The organism is Jeotgalibacillus soli, assembly GCF_000829435.1.
GTDB lineage: Bacteria > Bacillota > Bacilli > Bacillales > Jeotgalibacillaceae > Jeotgalibacillus > Jeotgalibacillus soli.
Genome location: NZ_JXRP01000017.1, coordinates 220,566 through 245,207 on the forward strand (window position 1 = coordinate 220,566; position 24,642 = coordinate 245,207).

Annotated in this window: 25 protein-coding genes and 2 pseudogenes; 16 read left to right on the forward strand and 11 right to left on the reverse strand. The window is 38.1% G+C overall.

What is annotated here, in order from left to right; all coding sequences use genetic code 11:
• Nucleotides 1-184: 184 nt before the first annotated feature.
• The 4 genes from KP78_RS10115 to KP78_RS10130 all read right to left on the reverse strand — a co-directional run bounded on the left by KP78_RS10115 (nucleotide 185) and on the right by KP78_RS10130 (nucleotide 4,505).
• Nucleotides 185-1,246 (reverse strand): oxidoreductase family protein, encoded by a 1,062-nt coding sequence (locus KP78_RS10115; protein WP_041088719.1) that lies wholly within the window; start codon nucleotides 1,244-1,246, stop codon nucleotides 185-187.
• A gap of 5 nt (nucleotides 1,247-1,251) precedes the next feature.
• Nucleotides 1,252-2,427 carry a carboxylate--amine ligase gene (locus KP78_RS10120; protein WP_041088587.1) on the reverse strand — a complete coding sequence of 392 codons (1,176 nt, stop codon included), beginning with the start codon at nucleotides 2,425-2,427 and terminating at the stop codon, nucleotides 1,252-1,254.
• The gene (locus KP78_RS10125) at nucleotides 2,417-3,721 is read right to left on the reverse strand and encodes a glycosyltransferase family 4 protein (RefSeq protein ID WP_041088720.1); all 1,305 of its coding nucleotides are present in this window, start codon (nucleotides 3,719-3,721) and stop codon (nucleotides 2,417-2,419) included. The genes KP78_RS10120 and KP78_RS10125 overlap by 11 nt, the downstream gene beginning before the upstream one ends.
• Before the next feature lie 229 nt (nucleotides 3,722-3,950).
• Nucleotides 3,951-4,505 (reverse strand): RIO1 family regulatory kinase/ATPase domain-containing protein, encoded by a 555-nt coding sequence (locus KP78_RS10130; RefSeq protein ID WP_041088589.1) that lies wholly within the window; start codon nucleotides 4,503-4,505, stop codon nucleotides 3,951-3,953.
• Between the two features lie 210 nt (nucleotides 4,506-4,715).
• On the opposite strand from KP78_RS10130, the gene KP78_RS10135 reads away from it, so the two are divergent.
• The 4 genes from KP78_RS10135 to KP78_RS10150 all read left to right on the forward strand — a co-directional run bounded on the left by KP78_RS10135 (nucleotide 4,716) and on the right by KP78_RS10150 (nucleotide 7,411).
• Nucleotides 4,716-5,006: a hypothetical protein gene (locus tag KP78_RS10135; protein ID WP_041088591.1), complete on the forward strand. Its 291-nt coding sequence runs from the start codon at nucleotides 4,716-4,718 to the stop codon at nucleotides 5,004-5,006.
• A 450-nt stretch (nucleotides 5,007-5,456) separates the two neighbouring features.
• Nucleotides 5,457-5,684 (forward strand): AbrB/MazE/SpoVT family DNA-binding domain-containing protein, encoded by a 228-nt coding sequence (locus KP78_RS10140; protein WP_041088593.1) that lies wholly within the window; start codon nucleotides 5,457-5,459, stop codon nucleotides 5,682-5,684.
• 13 nt (nucleotides 5,685-5,697) lie between these two features.
• Complete coding sequence (locus tag KP78_RS10145; protein WP_041088595.1) at nucleotides 5,698-6,195, forward strand: cation:proton antiporter regulatory subunit; 498 nt, start codon at nucleotides 5,698-5,700, stop codon at nucleotides 6,193-6,195.
• Between the two features lie 4 nt (nucleotides 6,196-6,199).
• On the forward strand, nucleotides 6,200-7,411 hold the full coding sequence (locus KP78_RS10150; RefSeq protein WP_041088597.1) for a cation:proton antiporter: 1,212 nt from the start codon (nucleotides 6,200-6,202) through the stop codon (nucleotides 7,409-7,411).
• A gap of 201 nt (nucleotides 7,412-7,612) precedes the next feature.
• Here the strand turns inward: KP78_RS10150 and KP78_RS20075 are convergent, their stop codons facing one another.
• Nucleotides 7,613-7,789: a hypothetical protein gene (locus tag KP78_RS20075; protein ID WP_157841485.1), complete on the reverse strand. Its 177-nt coding sequence runs from the start codon at nucleotides 7,787-7,789 to the stop codon at nucleotides 7,613-7,615.
• A 439-nt stretch (nucleotides 7,790-8,228) separates the two neighbouring features.
• On the opposite strand from KP78_RS20075, the gene KP78_RS10155 reads away from it, so the two are divergent.
• The 4 genes from KP78_RS10155 (at nucleotide 8,229) to KP78_RS10170 (ending at nucleotide 11,069) form a co-directional block, all read left to right on the forward strand.
• A complete protein-coding gene (locus KP78_RS10155; RefSeq protein WP_041088599.1) occupies nucleotides 8,229-8,504 on the forward strand; it encodes a hypothetical protein in 276 nt (91 codons plus the stop codon).
• A 190-nt stretch (nucleotides 8,505-8,694) separates the two neighbouring features.
• A complete protein-coding gene (locus tag KP78_RS10160; RefSeq protein ID WP_041088601.1) occupies nucleotides 8,695-9,858 on the forward strand; it encodes an acyl-CoA dehydrogenase family protein in 1,164 nt (387 codons plus the stop codon).
• 95 nt (nucleotides 9,859-9,953) lie between these two features.
• Nucleotides 9,954-10,847 carry an ROK family protein gene (locus KP78_RS10165; protein ID WP_041088603.1) on the forward strand — a complete coding sequence of 298 codons (894 nt, stop codon included), beginning with the start codon at nucleotides 9,954-9,956 and terminating at the stop codon, nucleotides 10,845-10,847.
• Between the two features lie 27 nt (nucleotides 10,848-10,874).
• Complete coding sequence (locus KP78_RS10170) at nucleotides 10,875-11,069, forward strand: hypothetical protein (protein WP_041088605.1); 195 nt, start codon at nucleotides 10,875-10,877, stop codon at nucleotides 11,067-11,069.
• Nucleotides 11,070-11,154: 85 nt separating this feature from the next.
• Here KP78_RS10170 and KP78_RS10175 read toward each other — a convergent pair whose 3' ends face one another.
• Entirely contained in the window at nucleotides 11,155-12,414 is a 1,260-nt protein-coding gene (locus tag KP78_RS10175; protein ID WP_041088607.1) for a YeeE/YedE family protein, read from the reverse strand.
• A gap of 271 nt (nucleotides 12,415-12,685) precedes the next feature.
• Nucleotides 12,686-13,209 (reverse strand): annotated as a pseudogene (locus KP78_RS21210) (SidA/IucD/PvdA family monooxygenase).
• A 60-nt stretch (nucleotides 13,210-13,269) separates the two neighbouring features.
• On the opposite strand from KP78_RS21210, the gene KP78_RS10185 reads away from it, so the two are divergent.
• Both KP78_RS10185 and KP78_RS19160 read left to right on the forward strand, forming a co-directional pair.
• Nucleotides 13,270-14,034: an STAS domain-containing protein gene (locus KP78_RS10185; RefSeq protein ID WP_041088609.1), complete on the forward strand. Its 765-nt coding sequence runs from the start codon at nucleotides 13,270-13,272 to the stop codon at nucleotides 14,032-14,034.
• Nucleotides 14,035-14,385: 351 nt separating this feature from the next.
• Nucleotides 14,386-14,562, forward strand: a complete 177-nt coding sequence (locus KP78_RS19160) for a CsbD family protein (protein WP_084219955.1) — start codon at nucleotides 14,386-14,388, stop codon at nucleotides 14,560-14,562.
• Between the two features lie 464 nt (nucleotides 14,563-15,026).
• Here KP78_RS19160 and KP78_RS10190 read toward each other — a convergent pair.
• Both KP78_RS10190 and KP78_RS10200 read right to left on the reverse strand, forming a co-directional pair.
• Nucleotides 15,027-15,274: pseudogene (locus tag KP78_RS10190) on the reverse strand (aldehyde dehydrogenase family protein).
• 178 nt (nucleotides 15,275-15,452) lie between these two features.
• A complete protein-coding gene (locus KP78_RS10200) occupies nucleotides 15,453-15,887 on the reverse strand; it encodes an SACOL1771 family peroxiredoxin (protein WP_041088615.1) in 435 nt (144 codons plus the stop codon).
• Between the two features lie 279 nt (nucleotides 15,888-16,166).
• Here KP78_RS10200 and KP78_RS10210 point away from each other — a divergent pair, with 279 nt between their 5' ends.
• The 3 genes from KP78_RS10210 to KP78_RS18645 all read left to right on the forward strand — a co-directional run bounded on the left by KP78_RS10210 (nucleotide 16,167) and on the right by KP78_RS18645 (nucleotide 19,111).
• Nucleotides 16,167-16,871 carry a response regulator transcription factor gene (locus KP78_RS10210; protein WP_041088619.1) on the forward strand — a complete coding sequence of 235 codons (705 nt, stop codon included), beginning with the start codon at nucleotides 16,167-16,169 and terminating at the stop codon, nucleotides 16,869-16,871.
• Nucleotides 16,871-18,247: a sensor histidine kinase gene (locus tag KP78_RS10215; RefSeq protein WP_041088621.1), complete on the forward strand. Its 1,377-nt coding sequence runs from the start codon at nucleotides 16,871-16,873 to the stop codon at nucleotides 18,245-18,247. Before KP78_RS10210 ends, KP78_RS10215 begins: the two co-directional genes overlap by 1 nt.
• 78 nt (nucleotides 18,248-18,325) lie before the next feature.
• The gene (locus tag KP78_RS18645) at nucleotides 18,326-19,111 is read left to right on the forward strand and encodes a PepSY domain-containing protein (protein WP_052474753.1); all 786 of its coding nucleotides are present in this window, start codon (nucleotides 18,326-18,328) and stop codon (nucleotides 19,109-19,111) included.
• 229 nt (nucleotides 19,112-19,340) lie between these two features.
• Here the strand turns inward: KP78_RS18645 and KP78_RS20985 are convergent, their stop codons facing one another.
• Nucleotides 19,341-19,883 (reverse strand): ATP-binding protein, encoded by a 543-nt coding sequence (locus KP78_RS20985; protein ID WP_084219957.1) that lies wholly within the window; start codon nucleotides 19,881-19,883, stop codon nucleotides 19,341-19,343.
• Between the two features lie 363 nt (nucleotides 19,884-20,246).
• Here KP78_RS20985 and KP78_RS10230 point away from each other — a divergent pair, with 363 nt between their 5' ends.
• Together KP78_RS10230 and KP78_RS10235 are read left to right on the forward strand one after the other, a co-directional pair.
• A complete protein-coding gene (locus KP78_RS10230) occupies nucleotides 20,247-21,299 on the forward strand; it encodes a M42 family metallopeptidase (protein WP_041088625.1) in 1,053 nt (350 codons plus the stop codon).
• A gap of 135 nt (nucleotides 21,300-21,434) precedes the next feature.
• Nucleotides 21,435-22,898 (forward strand): UDP-N-acetylmuramoyl-L-alanyl-D-glutamate--2,6-diaminopimelate ligase, encoded by a 1,464-nt coding sequence (locus KP78_RS10235; RefSeq protein ID WP_041088627.1) that lies wholly within the window; start codon nucleotides 21,435-21,437, stop codon nucleotides 22,896-22,898.
• Between the two features lie 55 nt (nucleotides 22,899-22,953).
• On the opposite strand, the gene KP78_RS10240 is transcribed toward KP78_RS10235, so the two are convergent.
• Nucleotides 22,954-24,165: a NupC/NupG family nucleoside CNT transporter gene (locus KP78_RS10240; protein ID WP_041088722.1), complete on the reverse strand. Its 1,212-nt coding sequence runs from the start codon at nucleotides 24,163-24,165 to the stop codon at nucleotides 22,954-22,956.
• A gap of 137 nt (nucleotides 24,166-24,302) precedes the next feature.
• On the opposite strand from KP78_RS10240, the gene KP78_RS10245 reads away from it, so the two are divergent.
• A complete protein-coding gene (locus KP78_RS10245) occupies nucleotides 24,303-24,539 on the forward strand; it encodes a YueH family protein (protein WP_041088629.1) in 237 nt (78 codons plus the stop codon).
• Nucleotides 24,540-24,642 lie beyond the last annotated feature (103 nt).

Sequence of the window (24,642 nt, forward strand, 5' to 3'; positions counted from 1 at the left end):
TTATGCCGCTTTTACCACATTCTTAAATCTAATTTCTTCTATCAAGTAAGAACAGATTCAAATTATGATCAAGGTATTTTGTCATCATACTATTAAATTTTATCTAAACTTAGTGTGATTAAACTGAGGTTATAGAAAATACCCCAATCATCTCCTTTAATACAGAAGGTGAATGGGGTTGCTTCTATTTGTAAATACCTAATTCCTTGCCCCAGGTAGATATTTTTTCAAGATGATAGGGCAGTAGTTCGCCGCCGCGATTATCGAATAACCTTCGGAGCTGTGTGTGCAGTCCTTTTTCTAATGTTCGTTGAAGGTATGCCATTTTGTATAGATCAAGAGGAGGGGTCTTAAACATTATTCCATATTTATTCATTTCTTTTGCATATAGCTCTGTCGTGTGGCTGCGAATTTCATCTCCCTGACTTTGCCAATCTTTTCTAAACGCGATAAGAATTTCAACTAACACAATCATATCAATCCATACAGGTGCTAATTTTGCTGATTCCCAATCAATGAATTGAATATTCCATGGAGCGTTTGATGTGACATCCCGACAGCATATATTTTGCATATGAAGATCGCCGTGAGTAATAGATGAGCCGTTTACGACTAACTCTGGAAAAAAATCTGGTCCATTTTGATAAGCTTTTACTAACGGTCTATAATGAGGCTTTACAATATCCCGAACACGCTTATCGGTAACGGCATCATCAAGGAAAATCAGCGTTTTTTCAATATATTTCGATCGTTCGGCACTCATACCTTTGGAATTATACTGCGGGAGCCAATCCTTCCAAATCTCTTTGTTTTTTGTGAAATTATCTTCAAATGTTTCAGCGTGGAGTTTCGCTAATGTAGGGATGATGTAGTCGAAATGCTTTGGAGTAAAAGTAAGCTGTCCTCGGATTTGATGAACAAATTCCATGAAGACCCATGTTTCAATCGTGTTTTCTTCTATAAGATAAATCTGTGGCAGGAATTCACGCAAAATGCTAGAGGCTTTTTTATAGACGTTAATCTCAACATTGTTTTTATAGCTGGATGAGTTATATATTTTAAAAATAATAGGATATTGATCGTGTTTGGTTCGAAGAAAAAGTTTATAAATACTGCTTCTTTTCGTTGATTTCAAGCACTCAATTTTTGAAGGATCAATGACAACGGATGAACCAATTGATATGGAAAGCTTTTCGTCAATTTTATGCTTCTGAAATTTGTCGTATAATACCTTCGGTTCATACACAGCATTCATTCCTTCCTCTTGTTTTTATAGGCATTTTTAAGATGTGACCATGTACTTCGAATAAATGGCATTGGATCATTCCAAGCGAAGAGCGCATATTCTTTCTTTCCTTTAAAACCTCTGCAAAATTCCCCAAACGTCATTAGCCCTTGTTTTCTCTTTTCAAGAAAGGTTAAATAATAACGTACAATATAAATCCATTTTACTCCGTCGATTTGTTTAAGACGAGGCGCAGGGTTTTGATTAGTTAAATACAAATAATACATGTGTACAAAATCAATGCCTGCTGCTCCGGTTAAGCTATGTGTAAGCCAAAAGCGAGGGTTGATTTCAATAAATTTATAAATGCCATCCCGAGGATCCTTCTTGAATTCAGCCATCCCGATTCCTTTTAAATGGATATCTTTCAAGAACGGCACGCACAGCTCAATGAGCTCAGGTACCTGTTTACTTACAATGTGGGCACCGGTGCCAAATTCAGCAGGAAATTGATGGTTTTTTTGAAGAGAAAATAAGGCAAGCAGCTTCATGTTATCATCGTAAAAGGTTGCTACTTTATAAAAGGCTTGGTTGTCGCCAGGAATTATTTCTTGAATGATTAGCTGGCCATATTCTCGGTAGTAAGGATATTTGTTTTTTAATTCTTCAGCATTTTGAATACGAATGGCTTTTGTATTGACATTTTTTCTGAATTCATGGCCAAAGACAGGCTTAAGGATACAGGGGAATTCAAGCAGTGAAATCGTCTCATTAAGCTGCTCTTCATTTTCTATCTTATAGGTTTTGGGGCATGGAATATGGTGCTTGATGGCCAAATCATATGTTTTATTTTTATCGAGAACCGTCTCAATTAAAGAATGATCTGGAAAAAGGAATAAATAGTGGTGAGATAGCTTCTCTCTGTTCTTTGATATAAAGACAACATAATCATCGGCACCTGCGTATAATACGGGCTTTACATGAAAGCTTTTGGCTAAATGAATTAAAAAACGGAGCAGTTCCTTTTCTTGTGTTAAGGGACTTGGACATATTCCGCATGTAGCGAGCCTGGACCTTCCAATTTTATACGGATTCTCCGTATCATATGCATAAACGTCGATTCCTTTTTTGGCTAGGCTGCGAATGATACCAACTCCATTCGCACTAAAATCAAGGACAACAGCAGGATGATCATGCTTCATTAGATCCATCCCCCATCCCTAATAAGTTGAAATATTTCTGCTCCATCTTTGATATCATAGCATCCCTTGTTAAGTGTTGCTGAGCAAAAGCCTTAGCATTTGTTCCTAGCGTCTCTCTTAATTCTTTATCTGAGATTAATAATTTTAAAGCATTTGCTAATTCAGCAGTGTGACCAGGCTCGATGATCATACCAGTATCCATATGCTTTATGATTTCTGGTATTCCGCCGCAGTTTGTTGAAATGACAGCTGTTCCGCTATGCATGGCTTCAATAATTGAAATGGGTAGGTTATCATTTAATGTGGGGAGTACAAAGAGATCTGTGGTGCTTAAAATATCAGGTACATCTTCTCTGGTACCTAAAAATTTGATCATAGATAGTTTTAATGAATTGGCTTGCTCCTCTAATGCTGTCCTCATCTCACCATCACCAACAATCAGCACATCTATATTTTTTGTGTAATGTTCAATTTCAGATAACGCGTTAAATAAATCATGATGTCCTTTTCTTGGACGTAGCCTGGCGACAATCGTAATGACAAGCTTTTTTTTGTCGGCCATAGCCTTCTTAGAGGACTTGCTCTTATATTCGATACCGGTTGTAATCGTTGTCATCTTATCATTCACTGCTCCTAACTCTTTTAGAGGAGCCCGGAATGAATCACTAAGAATAATGAGGTGGCTTGCAAATTCAATGGCCTTTGCTTCCATTTGCTTATAATACACTTCTTCAACGGAGCCTTTATCAATCCGGTTAAATTTCAATCGGCTGAAGGTAAACATTCCATGCGGTGTGAAAATTAGAGGTTTATTATAGCTTTGATTCAGTCTTCCTAAAATATTGGCTGTAAACAAGTCCTGTGCAATAAATATGTCATATTTTTCTAAATTCATGTTTTTGACCAACTCTTCATAAATATAGAGAAGTCTCGTGCTTTGCAAAATCTTGCTATTACAGGTTCCGTAGCGTTCTGTGAAAAAATCCTTTATTTCTGGAACAACAGCTTTGCGAAGTGCTGCTACTGTTGTACTTGAAAATTGATTTGGAGAGATAATGGAAACTTTATGACCTTGTTTTTTTAAACCATCACTAAGCGAGGTAATATAATTAGACAAGCCACCTGTATGTGGATAATCCCAAAATGTGGCGATTAATACGGATAGCTTTTTTTTCTTTGTATTTTTAGCTGTTTTTTTCTTTTCATCTTTATCTGCTGATTGCTTTTTCGATTTTGAGGTTTTAACTTTATAATATTTATCCAATGCTTCTATTATATAAGGATAGGGAAACATAAGTTCAGCATTCAAATGAATCGATCCTTTTAATTCTAGTGACATGATGATCTGCCTTCCATAACCCTTTACATGCAGAAGAGTTGCTCATTCTGACTAACACACACAATCTCATTCCTTTCACCCCTATAATTTAATGAATTATCATTACAATATGTCCAGCAGGTGAAAGACGAAACCGATATAAGCGGAGGAAGAAGTCCTTTTTTTCCTAATTTTAGTCCTGTTATTACTCATTTTTTTTCCATGCAGTATATGTGGAGGGACGAAGGTTTTTAACATGCATCAAAAATTCATCTGATACTCCGAATTTTTTTAGTCCTTTTAATAGCTTTGTCGGAGAAGAAGATCTAGAGGTAAAGGCTCTTTTATGATCAATGACCTTTAAATTCCCTTCTTCATTAATTAAAATATGGCGTATTTCAGCATCTTTTCGGGTGAAACCTATTTTTGATAGATCATCCAGCATAAGTAAAATTTTTTCGGCTAATTCTTCTGATAGCTTCCGTTCTCTTTTTAAAAGTCTAGCTAGTGAAATTCCTCTAATATACTCCATAACGATATAGTTCTCTCCATATTCATAAAGGTGTGGAATAACTGGAGATTCTTGACCTGCTTGCAGTGCTTCTAGTTCTTTTTGTTGTGTTTCTTTCTTGAAAAAATATTTTACGCATTTATCAGAAGTTAGCTGATAAACCTCTCCATCTTTTCCATCCCCAATAAGCGTGTAGTCCACCAATTCATTTTTATCAATTTCTAAGCTGCCTTTAAAATACATATTCATGCTTTATCACTCCTATGATTAAGTAATCATCTTATTTGTATATTATGGAGATTATTTCTGAGGTGGAACACAGACAAAGATATAATTATAAGATGTAAGACAAGGTGATCAAACTCACTTTTTGTATTTTTTAAATGGTTTAGATGCGCTGTTAGCCGTTATTAGAACAAGACACACGAGTGGAGAGGATGGGGGGTAAAACGTTACTTATTGGGGTTTATTTTTACTGCTTTTTTACTCATTAGCGGGTGCAGTCCAGAGGAGTCAACGAGGAAGGAATCAGAGAAAGCAGCAGAAGATACAGCGTCGGAAATAGCAGAGGAAGTAACAGAAGCAATGGAGGAAACTTTAGACGGTGGTGAACTGATCTTTGGCAATGAAGGGAATATAAATGAAATTACAGTTAAAACAAATTCCTTTACTCTTGATGATAGGGTTATTATCGAACGATTCTCAGCAGAGACCTTTGGCTCCACTTCTTTGGATATTGTAGTAGTTTAGACGATTAGTGATACAGAAGAAATTATCGTTATCGGTGCTTGGGAAGAAATTGTAAACCCTTCATGGAACTCATTGATGGTTGAAATCTATAATCCTGGTGTTACAGGGGACTATATTTTTAGAATCTATAAAGACAATGTTCTTCTGGGTGAAGATTTGTTTTCTGTGCAATAAGTATTAATAACACTGTGATATCATGGTGTTCATTTATTATTTTTATTTCATTAAAGCATCAGTTCATCTGCTATTTTTTTTGAAGTATTTATTTCTATCGGATCATGATTTAATCAAAATGGGGACAGCCTTGTTAAAGCATTTACCATCTAAGAATGATATAAAGGGTTGATAAAACGCGGTAAAGATTATAAAGTTAGAGAGAAATGTAAAGAAAGTAAGGAAAAGAAGGAATGTTTAATATTCTTTACATTCAATTATTGGGAGGTGTTTCAAGTGGACATTTCAACGATCAGCACGAAAGGCCAGGTAACCATTCCTAAGAAAATCAGACAGCGGTTAATGCTTCGCGATGGTGATCAAATTGCTTTCATAGAAGAAAATGGTTTTATTATCATGACTAAAGCTGACTTGGCCTCCTTACATGAAATTCAAGACATTATCAGTGATCATAAATTTAAAGAAATAATAGCGAAAGTTAGAAGGACAAATAATAATCCTTAGGGGGATAAATAGAATGGAAATTAAAGAATCGGAATTGCCTGGAATTGGAAGGAAATTTGAAATCATTAACGCGAACGAGGATAAAGTGGTTATTATCATTCATGAAAATGGCCGCCGAGAAATTTATCATTTTGATGATGATGATTATGAGGAAAGCATTTCTGGAGTGTCATTCAATGACAATGAATCAAGACAAATAGCTGCCATTCTAGGGGGAATGGTATACAAGCCAACAGCGTTAGAATCAGTAGAAATAGCATTTGATGACTTGATTATCGAGTGGCATAAAATAGAAGATGGTACAGCTGTTGTTGATCGTTTAATCGGTGAAATCGATATTCGAAATAATTACAGTATCAACGTCATTGCTATAATTAAAAAAGACAAGAAAAAATTATTAAGCCCAGGGCCTGATTCAAAAATTGAAGCAGGGGATGTAATGGTTATATCTGGTGAAAGAAAGGATATAAAAAGGATCATTACTGAATTGTTGTCAAAGAAAGGGGGCTAAGCGATTGGAGCATTTGATATTAGAGATTGGTACCGCTCTGGTACTCATTGCTGGAACAGCAATTCTAGCATCTAAATTAAATTTTTCAATTATCCCTTTTCTAATCGTGCTGGGGATGGTGGTTGGTCCTCATGCCCCAACCTTTGGCGTTATTGACCTGACTTTTATTAATAGTGAACCTTTCATTGATCTTCTTGGAAGAATCGGTGTATTGTTTTTATTATTTTACCTGGGATTGGAATTTTCAGTAGGGAAGTTGATAAAGTCCGGCAAGTCCATTGTTACTGGCGGAACTATCTATATTGCCATTAACTTCTCGCTAGGCTTTTTATATGCATTAATTTTAGACTTTCCTATTCAGGAAGTATTAATCATTACAGGTATTATTACCATATCTTCTAGTGCGATTGTTGCTAAGGTTTTAGTTGACTTAAGAAGAACGGGAAATGCAGAAACTGAATTAATATTAGGCATTATCATGTTTGAGGATATTTTCCTGGCTGTTTATTTATCTGTTATCTCTGGCTTAATTTTAGGTGATTCCTCTTCATTAGGGGGAATTTTATTATCAATGCTTACTGCATTAGGTTACATGCTTCTTTTCCTTGCAATCGCTAGAAAAGCTACTCCGATTTTGAATAAGCTGCTCAAAATTACATCCGATGAAACGTTTATTCTTGTGGTCTTTGCAGCTCTTTTCTTTATAGCAGGCTTTTCAGAAACCATTCACGTTGCTGAAGCAATTGGAGCACTTCTGCTCGGGCTTGTGTTTAGTGAAACGGAACAAGGCAGCAGAATAGAGAAGCTTGTCATTCCATTCAGAGATTTTTTCGGCGCCATCTTCTTTTTTAGTTTCGGTTTAAGCATCGATCCTCTGTCGCTGACGGGAGCGGTTTGGATGGCTTTGGGTGCTGTAGTCATTACCATAATTGGGAACTTCACGGCTGGTATGATTGCCGGCAGAAGAGCGGGACTTTCTCATAAGGCATCAACCAATATTGGTTTAACCATTGTATCTCGTGGAGAATTCTCTATCATCATGGCGAATCTTGCACTTACAGGTGGTCTGATGAGTGTCCTGCAGCCATTCGCAGCTGTTTATGTATTAATTCTCGCAATTCTCGGGCCCATTTTAACAAAAGAATCCAAAAATATTTATAAAATCCTGAATAAAGTAATGAAATGGTCGCCGCCTAGCAAGCAGCGTCAAACCTAATCAAAAACAAACGGTCAGGAATTTAAGGTGAAATACTTAAATTCCTGACCGTTTTTCATTTCATCAACAAAAGCAGTTGTTGTAAAGAAGAGTTTCACGAAAAATATTCGTCAGGGTAAAGAAGATAACACTGTATACGAGTATACTGATAAGTCCGAGGAGGATTGCTGCTGCGAGAAGGATGAATTGAAACAGGTGATATTATCCAAACGTTTCTTTCGTCAATAAATCTGCTTCCCGGTTGCCATCTTTGGCAGATCCCGCGTAGTCCGCCGCTTTGTATAATAGGTAGCCTAAATAAAATTGGATCACTCCGGGAATGGCATCAACTACAAAAGCAAAAAGTCCAAAAATCGCCGCAAGCGTCCCGCCGATCATTAGTAATATACCAATCCATTTCCCATTGAAGTAATTCTTGATAAGGCCTGTGACTCCCTGGAAGACACAACGTAATCATGATTATTAGTCTGTTCTTCCATTTCCTTACCTCCAATTAATAAAAAGAATGGTCTTTTTGATATGCCCCTTTCTTGAGTGTCTGACATACATAGCTAAATATTTATAGGTAGATGAGCTTATAGTGTATTTTAGTTCATCAACCATGCTGATATTATAAATATTCAAAAATATCCTTTTTATTATGGATGTTAGATTAATCAATGATAATGTGATAACAAATTTTTTCAGTTTTCAATCAATATCATGTATGATACGCTTAGATTATCAGGATTTACCAATTTGTTTAAGGACTAATTGTTGAATGAACTGCGACTAAATGATGGAGATGCTGTATCTCGACTAATAGAGGAGGATTAAGATGGAAAATACTTTCATAGACATTGTATTGATAGTCATAGTAATTTATTTGCTTTTTAAGGTTACTAGACTTGAAGAGCATATCAAATACATGAAAAATAAGTTAGTTAATATATCTAGTGAAGCGGAAGTTCCTGAAGCGATAAATAATGAATTGAGAAAACTTTTAAAAGAAGGCAAGGATGTTAAAGCAGTTAAAGAGGCGAGAGTCGCTTTAGGACTATCATTACTAGAGGCTAAACAACACATTGATGCACTTAAATCAGAGAATAAATAGCTGAAATTGCCAAAGGCTGCAGTAGGGTAGTCTTTTTCTTTTTGTGAAAAATCATTAATAATGTGTAATAGAGATGTTGATGAAAATAGCTCTATTAACAGTCTTATTTGCATTCTCGAGTTAACGTATTGGAATTGCGCATAAACCTAATGTAGACTTATACCATTACAATATTACAGGGAGTGTTTTTATGAATTACTTCGTTAGAACGTGTGATCAACAGAGAATGATTGATCAGCTTACCCCATTGATTCCAGTATTTCAAAAAAGGGAAGCTTTATTAGATAAGAGAAATGCATATCCTGTTCAAAATATAGAGGATTTAAAAAAGCTTCAATACCACACACTTACGCTTCCAGCTGAATTCGGCGGACAAGGCAAGGGCTTATATGAATATATTCTCATGCAGGAACTAATTGCAAAAGGTTGCGGAGCAACGGCGCTCTCCATTGGATGGCATGTTGGGACAATATTGGAATTTAATGAAAACAGACATTGGAATGAAGACGTTACAAAATGGCTGGTTGAAGAAATAAAAAACGGAGCGCTTATCAATGCTGCTGCGACTGAAAGGGATGCAGGCAGTCCGACTCGTGGTGCATTGCCTCGTACTACAGCTGCTCTGTCTGGAGATGAATGGGTGATCAAGGGAGAGAAAACGTACACATCTCTTGCTCCTTTAATTGATTACTTTTTTGTTACTGCCACTATTGACGGAACAGAAGAGGCAGCGATGTTTGTTATCCCTGCTAAATCGAAAGGGGTATCAATTCGGGAAACCTGGGATAGCGTGGCGATGCGCGGAACAGCCAGTCATGATCTAGTTCTAGAAGATGTTGTGATCCCAAGAGAGTATATGCTTAGAAAGCTTGATACAAAAGTAAAACCGTCTCCAGCTGGATGGCTTTTGCATATTCCAGCATGTTATATCGGGATTGCGGGTGCAGCACGCGATTATGCTGTGTCATTTGCTGCTTCTTACGTGCCGTCTTCGCTTGGGAAACCTATTGCAACGTTGCCTTCTATTAAGCACCAAATCGGTGAAATGGAAATAAAGCTGCTTAGCGCTAGACAAGTATTATTTCATACCGCTTTACTTTATGAGGAAGCAAAAAACAAGGAACAAGTTAAGGAGCTTTTGCAATCGGCTAAAGTAATGGTAACCAATGCAGCCATTGAAATTGTTGATCTCGCTTTGCGTATTGTTGGCGCAAGATCGATGTCCGAATCGAACCCAATGCATCGATATTATATGAATGTACGAATGGGACTCCATAACCCGCCAATGGAGGATATGGCAAAAATGAATCTCGCTGATACAGCGATTCGCTCTCTTCAGAATCAAGAAGGCTAATTGTAAAAAGAGAAAGGATGAATATGAACATAAAGAGCTTAAGCGCCTAGTTGTCTTTTCGAACTATATCAGATAGATAGTAGAGGAGTGATAGGATGGCGAAGATTGGGATCGATTTAGGTGGAACAAAACTTAGAGCAGCAGTACTTTCTGAAGAATTTGAGGTTGTGGAATGGTTTGAAAGTCTTTCTGAGGTTCAAAGAGGACCTGCACATACGATTGCTCTCATGATTTCTATGATTCATCAAGGGATGGAAAAGCACTCTATTTCAGGAATCGGCATTGGTGCACCGGGACCTTTGGACAACAAAAAGGGTATTTTATTAGAATCACCTAATTTTCCTGGCTGGAAAGAGGTTTCAATTGTTGATGAGCTGAGTAATGTTTTTTCATTACCAATTCAATTAAATAATGATGCTCAAGCTGCGGCTCTTGCTGAAGCCATTAAAGGAAATGGCAAAGGATATGAAAGTGTATGGTACACCACGGTCAGTACGGGAATCGGCTCTGGCTTTGTTATTAATGAAAGGTTGTTTAGTGGAGCAGCAGGGTGTGCAGGTGAAATAGGGAATATGATAATCCAACCTGGTGGAAGAGAACAATCGAATTTAAATGCTGGGGCGCTTGAAGCGTATGCGAGCGGAACGGCAATCGGTGAAATTGCAAAAGAACGCTATAATTGGCAGGGCGGAGCTGCTGAAGTAATGGAAAGAGCTATAAAGGGGAACGCAGAAGCAATCGGCTTAGTAGATGAGACAATTGGAGCTCTTGCGATTGGGATTGCAAATATTGTTCATACAATTAATCCAGCTGTGTTCGTTATTGGTGGAGGTGTCATGAAGCACCATGATTATTTGCTGCCTCTTCTTCGCCACAAGACCATCCCACTATTATACCCGAGTATGGTGAGCTCCTTTAAGCTGGTTCCGGCGGCTCTGCAAGAGGAGGCTGGGGTAATCGGAGCGGCTTTGTTAGTGAATCATAGCTAAAATGAAGGTATTTTGGGAGGAGCTTTCATGAATCCTTTGTTGGCAAGAATCGTACTTCTTTTGGTCTTAGGAATGCTCACATTAGCGGCTTTTGTGTTCTTTTTCTTTACGTTGTTTCAGGGGAGATGGTTTTTGTTTATGATAGCTGGATTGCTCATGATCTTTGGAGCTGTTTATTTTTCAAAAACAATTGGTTCGTTTTTTAAGCAAGGCAAGGATTAACAAAGCTTAAAAAAACACAGGACCACCCTTATTAATAAACAAGCTGCATCCATTTGATTGGATGCAGCTTGTTTTAAACGATTGGTTAACAGATTGTATCCTTTGGTTTAGGATTCGTTAATCCAAACAGAGGGCGGATAAATAAGGCAAGTCCTGTACCAAGCATGGCCATGATCACCCAAACCCAGCCATGTAAGCTGAATGAAGAAATTCCTCCGAAATATGCGCCTATGTTACAGCCAAACGCAAGACGCGCTCCATATCCCATCAAAAGTCCGCCAATTATAGATCCAACGGCAATGCCGGGCTTGATTTTTTTCGGCTTGAAGGCTCCAGTAGCCGTTGCTGCAATAAAAGCACCGAGCATAATTCCAAAGTTCATAACACTTGTAGAGTCAGCAAGAACGGTTTGTGAAAGCTGTGCTGCATTATTGCCAGTCGTCCAGTAGCCCCAGCTTGACACGTCCACTCCAACGAATTCTAATGCCTTTGAGCCCCATAGTGCAAAAGCAGATGTGATTCCCCAAGGATTTCCGCGAATGGTTAAGGTTAATGCGTTTAAAACGGCTAATACAATGGCAGCTGTTAATAAAGGCCATGAGCCTCTAAACACTTTTTTCCATCCTGTTGTAGTAGGAAGAGGCTTCATGACAGGAGGATTTTTTCTTTTAGCATACTGAACGAGTCCAAAGTATATAACGGCAAAAATGATCATTTGAACGGCCCATGCACCGAAAAATCCGAGATTTGTTGACTCGGCTAAAGAAAGTGGTGGAAGTGCCCATGTTTCTTCCATCCAGAAGGTAAAATGATAGGCACCAACAACAGAACCGATAATAAATCCTAATAGTGTGATCAGCATGGAGGATTGCCCTCCGCCGACACTATATAATGTACCAGATGCACAGCCGCTGCCCAATTGCATCCCGATTCCAAAAATAAAAGCACCAAATATTACGCTGATTCCAACAGGGGATACATATCCTGCCGGGGTTACGCCTGTAAAACTAAATCCAGTTCCAAGTATAAGTGCGAATAATGTAGTCGAAACAGCAAACATGACCATATGTGCTTGCAGTCCTTGAACATTTCCTACTGCCATAAGTCTGCGAAATGCTGAGGTAAAGCCAAATCGTGCATAAAGCAGCGTAAGTCCCAAGGCCATTCCAATTATGTACAAAATACCTTGTGTCCACGTTGTCGTTGAAACAATTAGAACAAATAGAAAGATTGCTGCGATGATTCCTAATGTGACAAGCGGCTTTTGAATTGGATTTAACGGTGCGACAACGGTCGTAGCGCCTTTTTTCCAATTGCTAGGAAGCATAGTTGAGTTTTGTGCCATTTTTTTCTCCTCTTTTCCGATAAGCTAACTAAGTTTAAAAATTTAACACATTAAATCAAAAAATGAAAGAGTGAATGCTTGAATACTAAAAAATGGAGCCCATTATTGGGCCTCATTTTAAAATACACAATTAAACAAAGGTTTGAAAAATGTCCTTTCACTGCGCTTTATAAACTTCTTTATTTGCTATGTTATTGATAATATCAATATTTCGATTTACAGCCACTCCTACACTTATATGCCTTGTAAACTATCGTTCTTCCGAATTGTCTCAAGTATTTATTACGATTACGTCGTAATGAGGAACAGTCACATTTGTATGGTCGATTACATCAATAACCCGACGGCCAAAACCGTAATTATCGAGTTGATTCATAACCCATGTAGCATAATGATTATACTCTTTTCGAGGCATTTCAAATTCCTTAAAAGAGAAAAATTTATATAATCGAATGTGTTCATGCAAATAGTTGAGGAATAAAAATGACTTTTAGGATTTGCATAGCTTACTAGATCAGCAAGGAAAGAAACTTGAAGGTTGGTACCATCAATTAACATTCCCGGATATGACTCGAATGTATTCTCCTGCTCAAAAAAGACTGCATCAAAAGCATCAGCCTCCTGTATGGCCGCAGCCATTTGGAAATGATAAGGTTCAATTCTGATTAAATCTATCATATTCATTTTCAGGACACTTCCTTTGCTGAAAAGTAGATAATATATTGTTAGGATAGCGAAAAATATGAAAATTAGTACGGCTAAGTCATGTAAGAATAGGGGAAGGAGAAAAAACATGGTAGATTAAAATAGGCTATATGCTACAATAAAAAATAAAGTCCGAGGAGTGAACGATGGATGGAAGCATTGGGGAAATTACCTGAAGCAATTCGCGCAGATGATATGCTAAATGGTGTAGAAGAATTTATTATAGTAGCCAATAAAGATTACACAATTTCCTGGTTGAATCCAAGAGCGGTTTCTATAATGAAACGGCTGATTATTCTGTTTGGACTAGAAAATGTAGAACAGCTTATTGGATTAAATATGGATGTTTTTCACCATAATCCAGGGCATCAGCGAAAAATGATGAAAAACTTAAAAGAGACCCATCGTGTCCAAATAAATATTAAAGATAAATATATTGCTGAAACATTAATCAGCCCAATTAAAAACAAGGATCAAGAGATCCAGGGATATTTATTAATGCTACTAGATGTTACTGAACAAGTAAGAGAAGAAAAAATAAAAGAACAGCTCATTCAAGCGCTTTCTGTTCCAATCATGAGAATTTGGGATGATATTGCTGCTCTTCCGATTGTAGGTACACTGGATCATATACGTTTTGATCGAGTAATGGAAGCAATCCTTAATACATGTGTAAAGGATAGAATTAGTCATTTTTTAATTGACTTAAGCGGTGTTGCAGAATTGGATGAGGCAAGTACATATCGATTATCTCAAATGACATCATCCCTTCGATTGATAGGAACTCAGTGCTATCTCGTTGGAATTGGTCCAGAGCTTGCAACAAAGATGACAGGTCAAGCGAGTAATAGCAAAAACTTTAGAAATATACGAAAAGCACTCCAAGTTATTTTAGAAAAAAATCCTGGTACATAAAAAAACGATTCTGTCCTTTTTGGATAGAATCGTTTTTTTACGTACCAGATCCAAAGAAATTAATTTTGAAATGTATCACAGGCTGATGATCCATAAAAGCATGGCTGTAATAAGACCTGTCCCTGCAAATCCAGTTAACACATCATATTTATTATAAGCAATTTTTTCTTCATTCATAATCATCTTCTCCCTTCGTTCTCTTTATTAGACTATTCCTTTATTGGTTGCATTTTAAACATTTTACAATTATAATTTTTCAATTTTATTATTTTAATAGGGCAGTGAAAAAAAGGTTTCAATAACAGGAATAAAGGTAAAAGTACATACAACAATCCATAAGGAGGAGTTCAAATGAGTGATCAAAGAGGACTTGGCGATAAAGTGAAAGGTGCAGTAAACAAAGCAAAGGGTGAAGTAAAGGATCAGGTAGGAAATGCAACCAATGACCGATCTTTGCAAGCAGAAGGTAAAAAGGATAAAGTGAAAGGTGATGCGCAAGAGGGAATAGGGAATTTGAAAGAAAAATAGCATTAATCAAGTAAACGATTAAAGTAAATGAAAGCTGGAGCTTGTCTAATAAATGACGATTTATTAGACAAGCTCTTTTTATTTTTGACTTTGTTAAACGTGTCTATTGATTGCAGCACGCAGGCGCTCGCTTTCCGCGGGGCGGACGGTGAGCCTCCCAGGTCGCAGACACGCATCTGCTTAAATCTCACATGTCCCGCTTCAGTCCGCAGGAGTCTCGCATATCCTTTCTTCCAATCAACGCTGTGCAAAAATCAACAATGGACTTTAACATAGCTTTATTTTTAGAGGAAAAATAAATATTTGAGTATAGCTAACCTGAGGATATTGATAGTATGGTTGTCAATATTTCAGCCCATTTACGACCTTCATCGCTTCGTGATAGTTTTCAGTATACACAGAAGAGGAAAGACCGTACTCTATATTATTACTCAATTAAATTGCTTCATCTATCGTTTTGGAGGTTACAACTGGAAGAACCGCCCGAAGATTTCTTCTTTAATAATTTTCATATCATGAGTAGCATTCACGATCAGTGTCGGCTCGTAGAAAAAACCGATCGAGTCGTTTTCCCAAATAAAAGCACCCTTGTGCCTTCTTGTTTGGCTTCTTCAACCATTTCATGAACAGTATTGAGCCTATCCTCGCTGACAAGAGGACCTAGATCAAGATTGTCTTCTTCATTTGGATTGCCTGCTTTTTCTTTTTTCATTGCATTCTCGATTTTTTCGATGAATGATTCGGCAACAGCCTCTTAAACAAAGACACGTTCTGCGTTTGTACAAGCTTGTCCAGGGCTTGTGTTCGATCATACCTAGCTCCTCCTCTAAAAATTATAATAGTCCATGTATTCCACTTTTTAAGATAAGAAACATAATTGAGCACATTTATCATTGAATGGTCGGTTCTAGTCTGATTTCTACATTTCCTCTTAGAGCTCTGGAAATCATACAGCTTTCTTCAGATTTCTGTATATAGCGAACTATGCGATCGTAGTGATCGTTCCCCCCATTCATGCGCACGTATGGCCGGTGAATAATCGTTTTATATGTGATTACACCTTTAACAACTTCTACAATGCCTTCAGACTCAAGTGACATTTCTGCAACATCAATTTTCGCTCGTTCAAGCATTGCTGCCAGCGTAATAATATAGCAGGTGGCAGCTGCTCCAAGTAGCATTTCATCTGGATTCGTGCCAATACCTGGACCTTCCATTTCTGAAGGGATGGATATCTTTGTTTTAAGGTTTTCAGTTGAGATCGTTCCTACACTATTTCTGCCTCCTGGCCAATCGGCAGTTAAATGAAATGAATGTAAGGCCATTCGATTCGCTTCCTTTCATTTTAGCTATGTTAAAGTCCATTTTTGATTTTTACACAGTGTTGATTGTAGCGGAACGCGAGCAACTGCTTCGGAAATCAACAAGCACGTTTAACAAAGCCTGCATTTTAAAAAATACTTCTCATCATTTTATCATTTCTGCGTGATACGATCATAATTGAGGATTATAAAATGTGAGGTTTATTACTAATTAGAATGGGAAGATTTTTGATCGCCTGTGCTACAATATCGACAAACATAAAAAGAGGCAGGGGAGCCGAAATGCAAGAAAAAGAAAAAATATTAATTGTAGAAGATGAGGAGAAAATTGCAAGAGTCCTAGAGTTAGAGCTGGAGTATGAAGGATACGAGGTGACGAAAGCAGCCACTGGATTTGAAGGATTAGAGAAATATAGAGCACAGGAATGGGATCTCGTTTTACTTGATATCATGCTGCCTGAAATGAGCGGGATTGAAGTACTTAGAAGAATACGAGCAGATCAAAAATTAACACCAGTCATTCTATTAACAGCGAAGGATTCTGTAGAGGATAAAGTGTCAGGCCTAGATCTTGGCGCCAATGACTATATGACGAAACCATTTCAAATTGAAGAGCTGCTGGCAAGAATTCGAGCGGCGCTTCGATTGCGTCCGGCGCGTGCTGGTGAGATAAATCCGAATGAAAAGGAGTGGCTAAAGGTTGCAGACCTTCGTTTAAATGAAAAAACAAGAGAGGTCAATCGGGCTGAAACTTCGATTGAGCTTACCCCTCGTGAGTTTGATCTGCTAGTTTATTTAATGCGCAATCAGCGTCAGGTGATGAATCGTGAGCAAATTTTAAACGCAGTATGGGGCTATGATTATTTTGGTGATACAAATGTAGTAGATGTATATATCCGTTATGTCAGAAAAAAAGTTGATTATGGCCAGCAAACAGCACTTATACATACGGTTCGCGGCGTTGGCTATGTGATCAAGGAGGTCTAATGAAGCTTCAAAACAAAATTCATCTGTATTCTTCTGCTGTATTCGGGATTCTATTAGTTTTGTTGAATGTTTCAATTTATTTATTATTTAGCAGCTTAACGTTAAATAGTGAGCTTGAGCAAACAAAATTTGCGGCAGTAAACGTATTACGTGGAATTAATGCTACTGCAGGAGATATACCAACTGATGAGCTTCTGCGAGCATATGTGCCAGCAAACGGGATAGTTCGAATTGTATCTGATTCGGATGAATTAGTAGGTCAATCTTTATCTCCCTCTGAGCTTGAACTGGGTGGGGTTCCTAATACATTTTATTCAGAAGAAGTAAATGAAATCTTTCCATTTAATAGTAAAAATTATGCATTTGTTTCTATTCCGATCATCTGGAACGATGGCAGTGTTTTTAGTCTTCAATTTATGGAAAGCCTGCAATCGACAGAAGACAACCTTCAAGTGCTAAGAAATATCCTTATTATCGTGACGCTGTTAGCGATGATCCCGGTTGTGCTTTCTGGACGTGTTTTGAGTAATATCATTGTTCGTCCGATCACATCCATGATCCAGACGATGAAGGAAATCCAGCAAAGCGGACAATTCAAACGAATTCAATTAAAAGAGAAATCAAAAGATGAGCTTAACGAAATGGGCAATACATTTAACAGGATGATTGAATTACTTGAATCAAACTATGATAAACAGGAGCAATTCGTATCCAACGCTTCTCACGAACTCAAGACGCCCTTAACAGTCATTGAAAGCTATGCCAGCTTATTGAAAAGAAGGGGAAAGGAACGTCCGGATTTATTTGATGAATCGGTAGAGGCTATTTACTCAGAGGCGATTCGTATGAAGGATATGACTCAGCAGCTTCTGCTTTTAGCAAGACAAGAAGAGCAGTGGAATGTAACAATAGAATCATTAAATCTCAATCAGTTAACCGAAGACTCTATTAAAGCTTTTCAGAATGCCTATCAGCGTGAAGTGGAGCTGGTCATGCTAAGTGAAATTGACATTATGAGTGACCGGCAAAAACTGAAACAACTCATCTTTATTTTTTTAGACAATGCAAAAAAATATAGTGATGAACGGATTACAATTTATGTTGGACAAACAGGTCATGAAGGGTACATTCGAATTGAAGACAAAGGAATTGGTATTCCAAAAGAGGATCTGCCTAAAGTATTTGATCGATTTTATCGAGTTGACAAAGCGAGGAGCAGAAAATCTGGTGGGTCAGGTCTAGGATTATCTCTTGCTAGAGATATTGGGGATGCGCTAAAGGCCAAAATAGAACTTGACAGTCTAGAAGACGTTGGTACAACTGCAACGATCTTTCTGCCAAAGCAATTGGAGCCATCAATTCATCAAAAAGTTTGAAGAAAAAGATGAATATTCTCATTAAAATCTAATATTTTGACCCTATAATGTAAGTATATTGGTAAATGAGGTGAAAAAATGAATAAGCAACGTCTCATTTGGATGGGGGGAGGAGCACTTCTAATTGTTGTATTATTTATCATCGTTCAGCAGCTTATGACAGGATTTGCTTCCGCTTCACCCTTGTCAGAGAAAGAAGTGCAGGAAACCATTCAAGAACGTTATCCAGTTGATGAAATACAACAACTTTCTCTTAATGGCACGACCTATACCATCCAGTTTCTTTCAAGAACGGGATTATACGAGGTAAAGGTGGATGCTGAGTCGAGTGAAATTACCGCCTTAACCTTGCTGGAAGAAAATGATGCCAGTAGTCAGCCGGAAGGTAGAGCGGATACTAAGGAAGATGTGAAAAAAGAAGAATATTTAACGGAGCAGGCGATTAGTGACATTGTTAACCAGCAGATAAGTGGTGAGGCGAAGGTGGAATTAGTAACAGGGCAGGACCCGCACGTCTATAAGGCTGTGGTTCAAGGTGACAATGAAACCACAACACTTACAATAAATGCAGCGGATGGAACGATTCTTACGACCTTAGTAGAGAAAAGTCCAGAACCTCTACCTGAAACGCCTCGCGTGTTAACAGAAGAAGAAGCAGTTAATATAGCCTTGAACCGAGTGAATGGTGAAGTAGAGGGTGTAGACTTTGAACCTTTAGAAGAAGGCTCTTATTATTTAGTGGAAATTGAAACGCTAGATGAACAGGAAGTAATTGTTCAAATTAATGCGATATCTGGTGAGATCAAATCATTAACTTGGGATGAAGATGGCGACGATGACATTGATGACGACCAGGATAATTAATTTTTTCATGGATTGAGAAAGTATTGTCAATCATCAATAGGGCATTTTACTTTCAAGTAGCTCCCATGACCAAAAATAGTGATGGAAGACACCGTTTTTAACAGAACGGTGTTTTTTGCATTTCAAAACTATTCGGAATCGGATAAGGCGTATATTAGTTTGGATAATGAACTCGTAATTTGATACTCATCTACTCAAACCTAAAATAAAGGAGGATCGTCTATATTTGCTAGCCCTTTTTCGGAGGCAAGAGTGGGAGAGTCAGGGAAATCGTTGTTCCTTGTCCAACTTTACTTGAAATATCCAGTGATCCATTATGGTCTTGAATGATTTTTTTTGTAATCATCATTCCAAGGCCGGTGCCTTTCTCCTTTGTTGTAAAGAAGGGATCTCCAATCCGGTTGATGATTTCTTCTGGAATTCCAACGCCTGTATCTGTAATGGCAATAGAGACAAAGGGTTCACCTAGCTGCATAATCTTTTTGTTTTGAAGGCTGATTGTAATTCCATCAGGCATAGCATCAGCAGCATTTTTATACAGATTAAGCAATACTTGCTTTAATTGATTCTCTTCACATCGCAATAGAATATTTCGATAAATGAAAAAAATCGTAAGGATACTTGTAGAGATGCTGGTCAGTAAAATAATGAATCTGTTTTGATATAAGGAGGCTAATATAATGCAAAAGTAAAAAAATAATAGATTTACGAGGCATTGGTAGTACCAATAAAAATAAATAAGGTACGCATAGATGCTGAAAGGATTAACCACATTCCCATACTCGGTTTAGGCATTAACTTTATAACTAAGGATAAAGATAGAACAACTAGCAGCAGTACAAGGGGAAATACGGAACTTGTCTGAGCAACAATGAAAAACGATAAAACCTGAAGAGCTTAGGCAAACCATACAATTTTGAGCAAAAGCCAATTTCGTTCCTTAACAAAATCTTCCTATTTCAACAAATTCACATCCTATGCAAATAGTTGTATTGTGAAATCCTGGGTAAGTTGTTTTAATACGTTATATCCAAAAGCTGCATCATATATTTTTCTGTAGCAACGGTTTGAATGTAGTACACTAAAGACATTGAATGAATTATTTCGTTACTAATTCAAAAGGAGAGTATACATAATGACCTACCCAAATGCAAAAGATACTATGCTGACCATAAAAGAGCTTGTCACTATACCAAGTCCTTCTGGACATACAAAACATGTCATTGATTACGTCCAAGGGTGGTTCAAAGAGCGCGGAATTGATTCCATCACAAATAATAAAGGTAGTCTATTTGTCACCTTGAAAGGGCTAGATACCTCCAAACACAGAGTTTTAACTGCACATGTAGACACCTTAGGCGCAATGGTCAAAGAAATTAAATCAGATGGTCGTTTGAAGCTATCCATGATCGGAGGTTTTCGCTGGAATGCTGTTGAAGGAGAATATTGTGAAGTTGAAACAAGCACTGGTAACATAATTTCAGGAACTATTTTAATGCATCAAACATCTGTGCATGTGTATAAGGACGCCGGGACTGCGGCACGTGATGAGAAAAATATCGAAATTAGACTTGATGAAAAGGTTCAGTCCGCTGATGAAACTTTAGCGCTAGGTATTCAAGTGGGGGATTTTGTATCATTCGATCCTAGAGTGCAAATCACAAAAAGCGGCTTCATTAAATCCAGACATCTTGATGATAAAGCAAGCGTAGGAATGCTGATGAGAGTGATCGAGCACCTCCACGAGAATAATACAACAATCCCTTATACAACACATTTCATTATCGCAAATAACGAAGAAATTGGATACGGCGGGAATTCAAATATTTCAGAAGAAACGGTTGAATATATTGCTGTTGATATGGGAGCACTTGGGGATGGTCAGGCGTCTGATGAATATACGGTTTCAATTTGTGCAAAAGATGGAAGTGGCCCATATCATTATGGTTTGCGTAAGCATCTGGTGAAGCTTGCAGAAAAGCATGATATTGAGTACAAAGTAGACATATACCCATACTATTCATCGGATGCTTCTGCCGCAATCCGTGCCGGCTATGATATTAAACACGGATTAATTGGAGCTGGAATCGATTCGTCACATGCCTATGAACGAACGCATGAAAGTTCATTGTATCATACAGAATCTTTGATCTATGCGTATCTACTATCAAATTTGGCATCAGAATGATGGAGGAATGAGGCTATTTTATCGGACCAAGGAATGATTTTTATGAAAAGCGTTCCCTCTACTACTCATCTGGGCGAACATCCGTTACAATAAATTGTATATTGATTGATACTATGGAGAGTGCGAGGAATCAAGATGAATACACAACTATTATTTGACTCATTAAAAATAAAAAGCATTATTGGCTCATTACCCGAATCCGTTGATCATATCGAGGTTGATTCCAGAGCGGTTCAGCCGAACACCGTGTTTTTTTGCATAAAAGGACATACGACTGACGGACATGATCATGCTCAAAGTGCGATTGAAAAAGGTGCAACAGTAATTGTTGCAGAAAAAGAGCTTGAACTTGATGCAGACCAAGTGGCACTAGTTGTGGTGAGAAACACTTCACGCGCGTTAGCCCATATAGCGAATCATTTTTACCAATTTCCTTCAAAAAATATGAACGTTATTGGTGTGACAGGTACAAATGGAAAGACATCCGTTACAAACTTAATTCATCAGCTTATTCGAAGAGGCGGGGAAGGTTCCGCACTTTCAGGAACGATTGGGTTTGATTTGGATGGAACGCTTTATGCAAGTGCGAATACAACAAGTGACATTATTACAACACAGCGTATGCTCGTGAAAGCGCGAGAGGCAGATGTTTCAAACATGGTCTTTGAGGTTTCATCTCATGGGCTAATTGAAGGTCGATTGTGGGGAGTTGATTTTGATGTCGTAACCTTCACGAACCTAACTCACGATCATCTTGATTTCCATGGAACGATGGAGCATTATGGATATGCAAAAGGTCTCCTTTTTTCACAGCTGGGCCAAGATTTAACAAAGCCAAAATATGCTGTCTTAAACGTAGATGATGAATGGTTTGATCAGTATGCATCCATGACGCCGTTTGAAGTGATAAGCTATAGTATGGAGAAGCCAGCAGACTTTTTTGCAACGAATATTGTTTATTTAGATGACAGAACCGAATTTTTAATGCATTCACCTGAAGGAGAGTTTCAAGTAGAAACGCAGCTTCTTGGAATCTTTAATGTATCGAATGTGCTGGCAGCTATTGCGACTCTATATGCAACAGGTGAATCAGTCTCTTCTTTGGTGGAACGCTTGAAGGAGATTCCGCCGATTTCTGGGAGAATGGAACTTGTTCAAACATCAGCACCTCTTTCAATCTACATAGATTACGCTCATACGCCTGATGCAATAGAAAAAGCCATTCAATCCGTTATGCCTTTTAAGAAAAACCGTATACTTTTCCTAGTAGGCACAGGAGGGAACCGCGATAAATCTAAGAGACCGACAATGGCCGAGAAAGCATCTTTAGCCGATTATGTAGTACTAACAACTGATGATCCACGCTATGAAAGCTACGACAGCATATTAACGGATCTCGAAAAAGGAATGAAGCATGAGCAGTATGCCCTGATTGGTGATCGTGAAGAAGCTGTTCGCCATATCATGGAGATTGCTGAACCAGATGATATCATTATTTTTGCGGGTAAAGGACACGAGGACTACCAAATCATTGAAAACACGAAATATCCTCACAGTGACAGAGAAATCGCCCTCTCAGTAGCTGAAACTCGTTTTTAACATGAAAAAAGGAGCTTCCGAAAATGATCGAAGCTCCTTTTGTTGTACCTTGCGGTTAAAAGAACATTCCAGCAATCGAGGCTGAAAGCATGGAAGCAAGTGCACCAGCTAGTACTGCACGAAGACCAAGACGTGCGATATCCGGGCGACGCTCTGGTGCAAGATTTCCCAGTCCTCCTAGTAAGATACCAAGTGAAGAGATATTAGCAAATCCACATAGTGCAAATGTTATAATCGCAACGGTCTTATCTGAAAAATCCCCCATAATTGGAGCGAAATTTGCATAAGCAACAAACTCGTTTAGCGCCAGCTTCTGACCGATCAGGTTTCCCGCTTGAACAGCTTCATGCCATGGTACACCAATGGCAAATGCAAGCGGTGCAAAAACATACCCTAAAATGAGCTCAAGGGAGAAACTGTTGAATCCAACTAGAGCACCAATCCAGCCTAAAATACCATTTAGCATGGCCACAATGGCGATAAAGGCGATTAACATTGCTGCTACATTCAATGCAAGCTGAAGGCCTGTACTTGCTCCTTTAGCTGCAGCATCTACCACATTGGCCGCGTCATCATCTGCGGCCATTTCAAAATCCTCCGGATCTGGACGGTCGTCTGTTTCAGGGACAAACATTTTTGACATGACAAGACCTGCAGGAGCTGCCATGAAGCTTGCTGCGATCAAGTAATCTAATGGGATACCAAGAAGAGCATATCCAACCAGCACAGAACCAGCTACAGAGGCCAGTCCACCAGTCATCACAGCAAAAAGCTCTGAATTCGTCATCTTCCCAATATATGGTTTGATGACAAGGGGTGCTTCAGTTTGTCCGACAAAAATATTAGCAGCTGCCGACATTGACTCTGCCTTTCGAGTTCCGAGAAGCTTTGAAAGTCCTCCGCCAAGAAGTTTTACGAAAACTTGCATGATTTTTAAATAATACAAGACAGAAATTAAGGAAGAGAAGAAGATAATGACGCATAATACGTTAATCGCAAAAACAATTCTGTTTTCTTGATAAACAAATCCGCCAAGTACAAAATTGATTCCTTCATTGGCATATTGAATAACTGAACTAACACGATTGGTCATCCATTGAAGTACACCGCTTCCGAAATCAGTTTCTAGAACGATGAATGCAAAGAATAGCTGAATGCACAGCCCGACTAAAACTGGTCTCCATTTTATGTTTCTTTTATTATTTGAAAAAGCAAAGGCAATGGCAAGAATAACAATAATTCCGGCAAGTCCCCATAGTATGTTTATCAAATAAAGCCACTCCATTCTTTATTATACTTGTCAAAACACTTTTCCCATTCTACAATGCTAATGCAAGCGATTCAATCACGTTTATGAAAAAGTCACATAAATGTCAGATGTCAGACTACTAAGGGGGGGAGAAGATGAAGATACGTAACAGCATTTCAAGCCATGCGCAAAGAAAAGTATTTATTCACGAAAATAAAAAAGAAGAAACTGTTCTTGTAGCTATTCCTTCATTATCATGGTCTATTTTATTTTCCTACGAAGAGTATGGGGATCGCTTAATTACTGCCTTAAAGGAATCGCTTAAACATCCAGCGGGGGAAGAGTCTGAAGAGCTTGCGCATCGCATTGCTCAGTGGACAGGAGAAATGTGATGAAGCTTAAAAAACCAGTGATTATTCTGGACCCCTATATCCAGCGTAATAAATCGTATTAAGTACTTAATTCTTGTTTAAGTTTATTATTGATCATAAACAA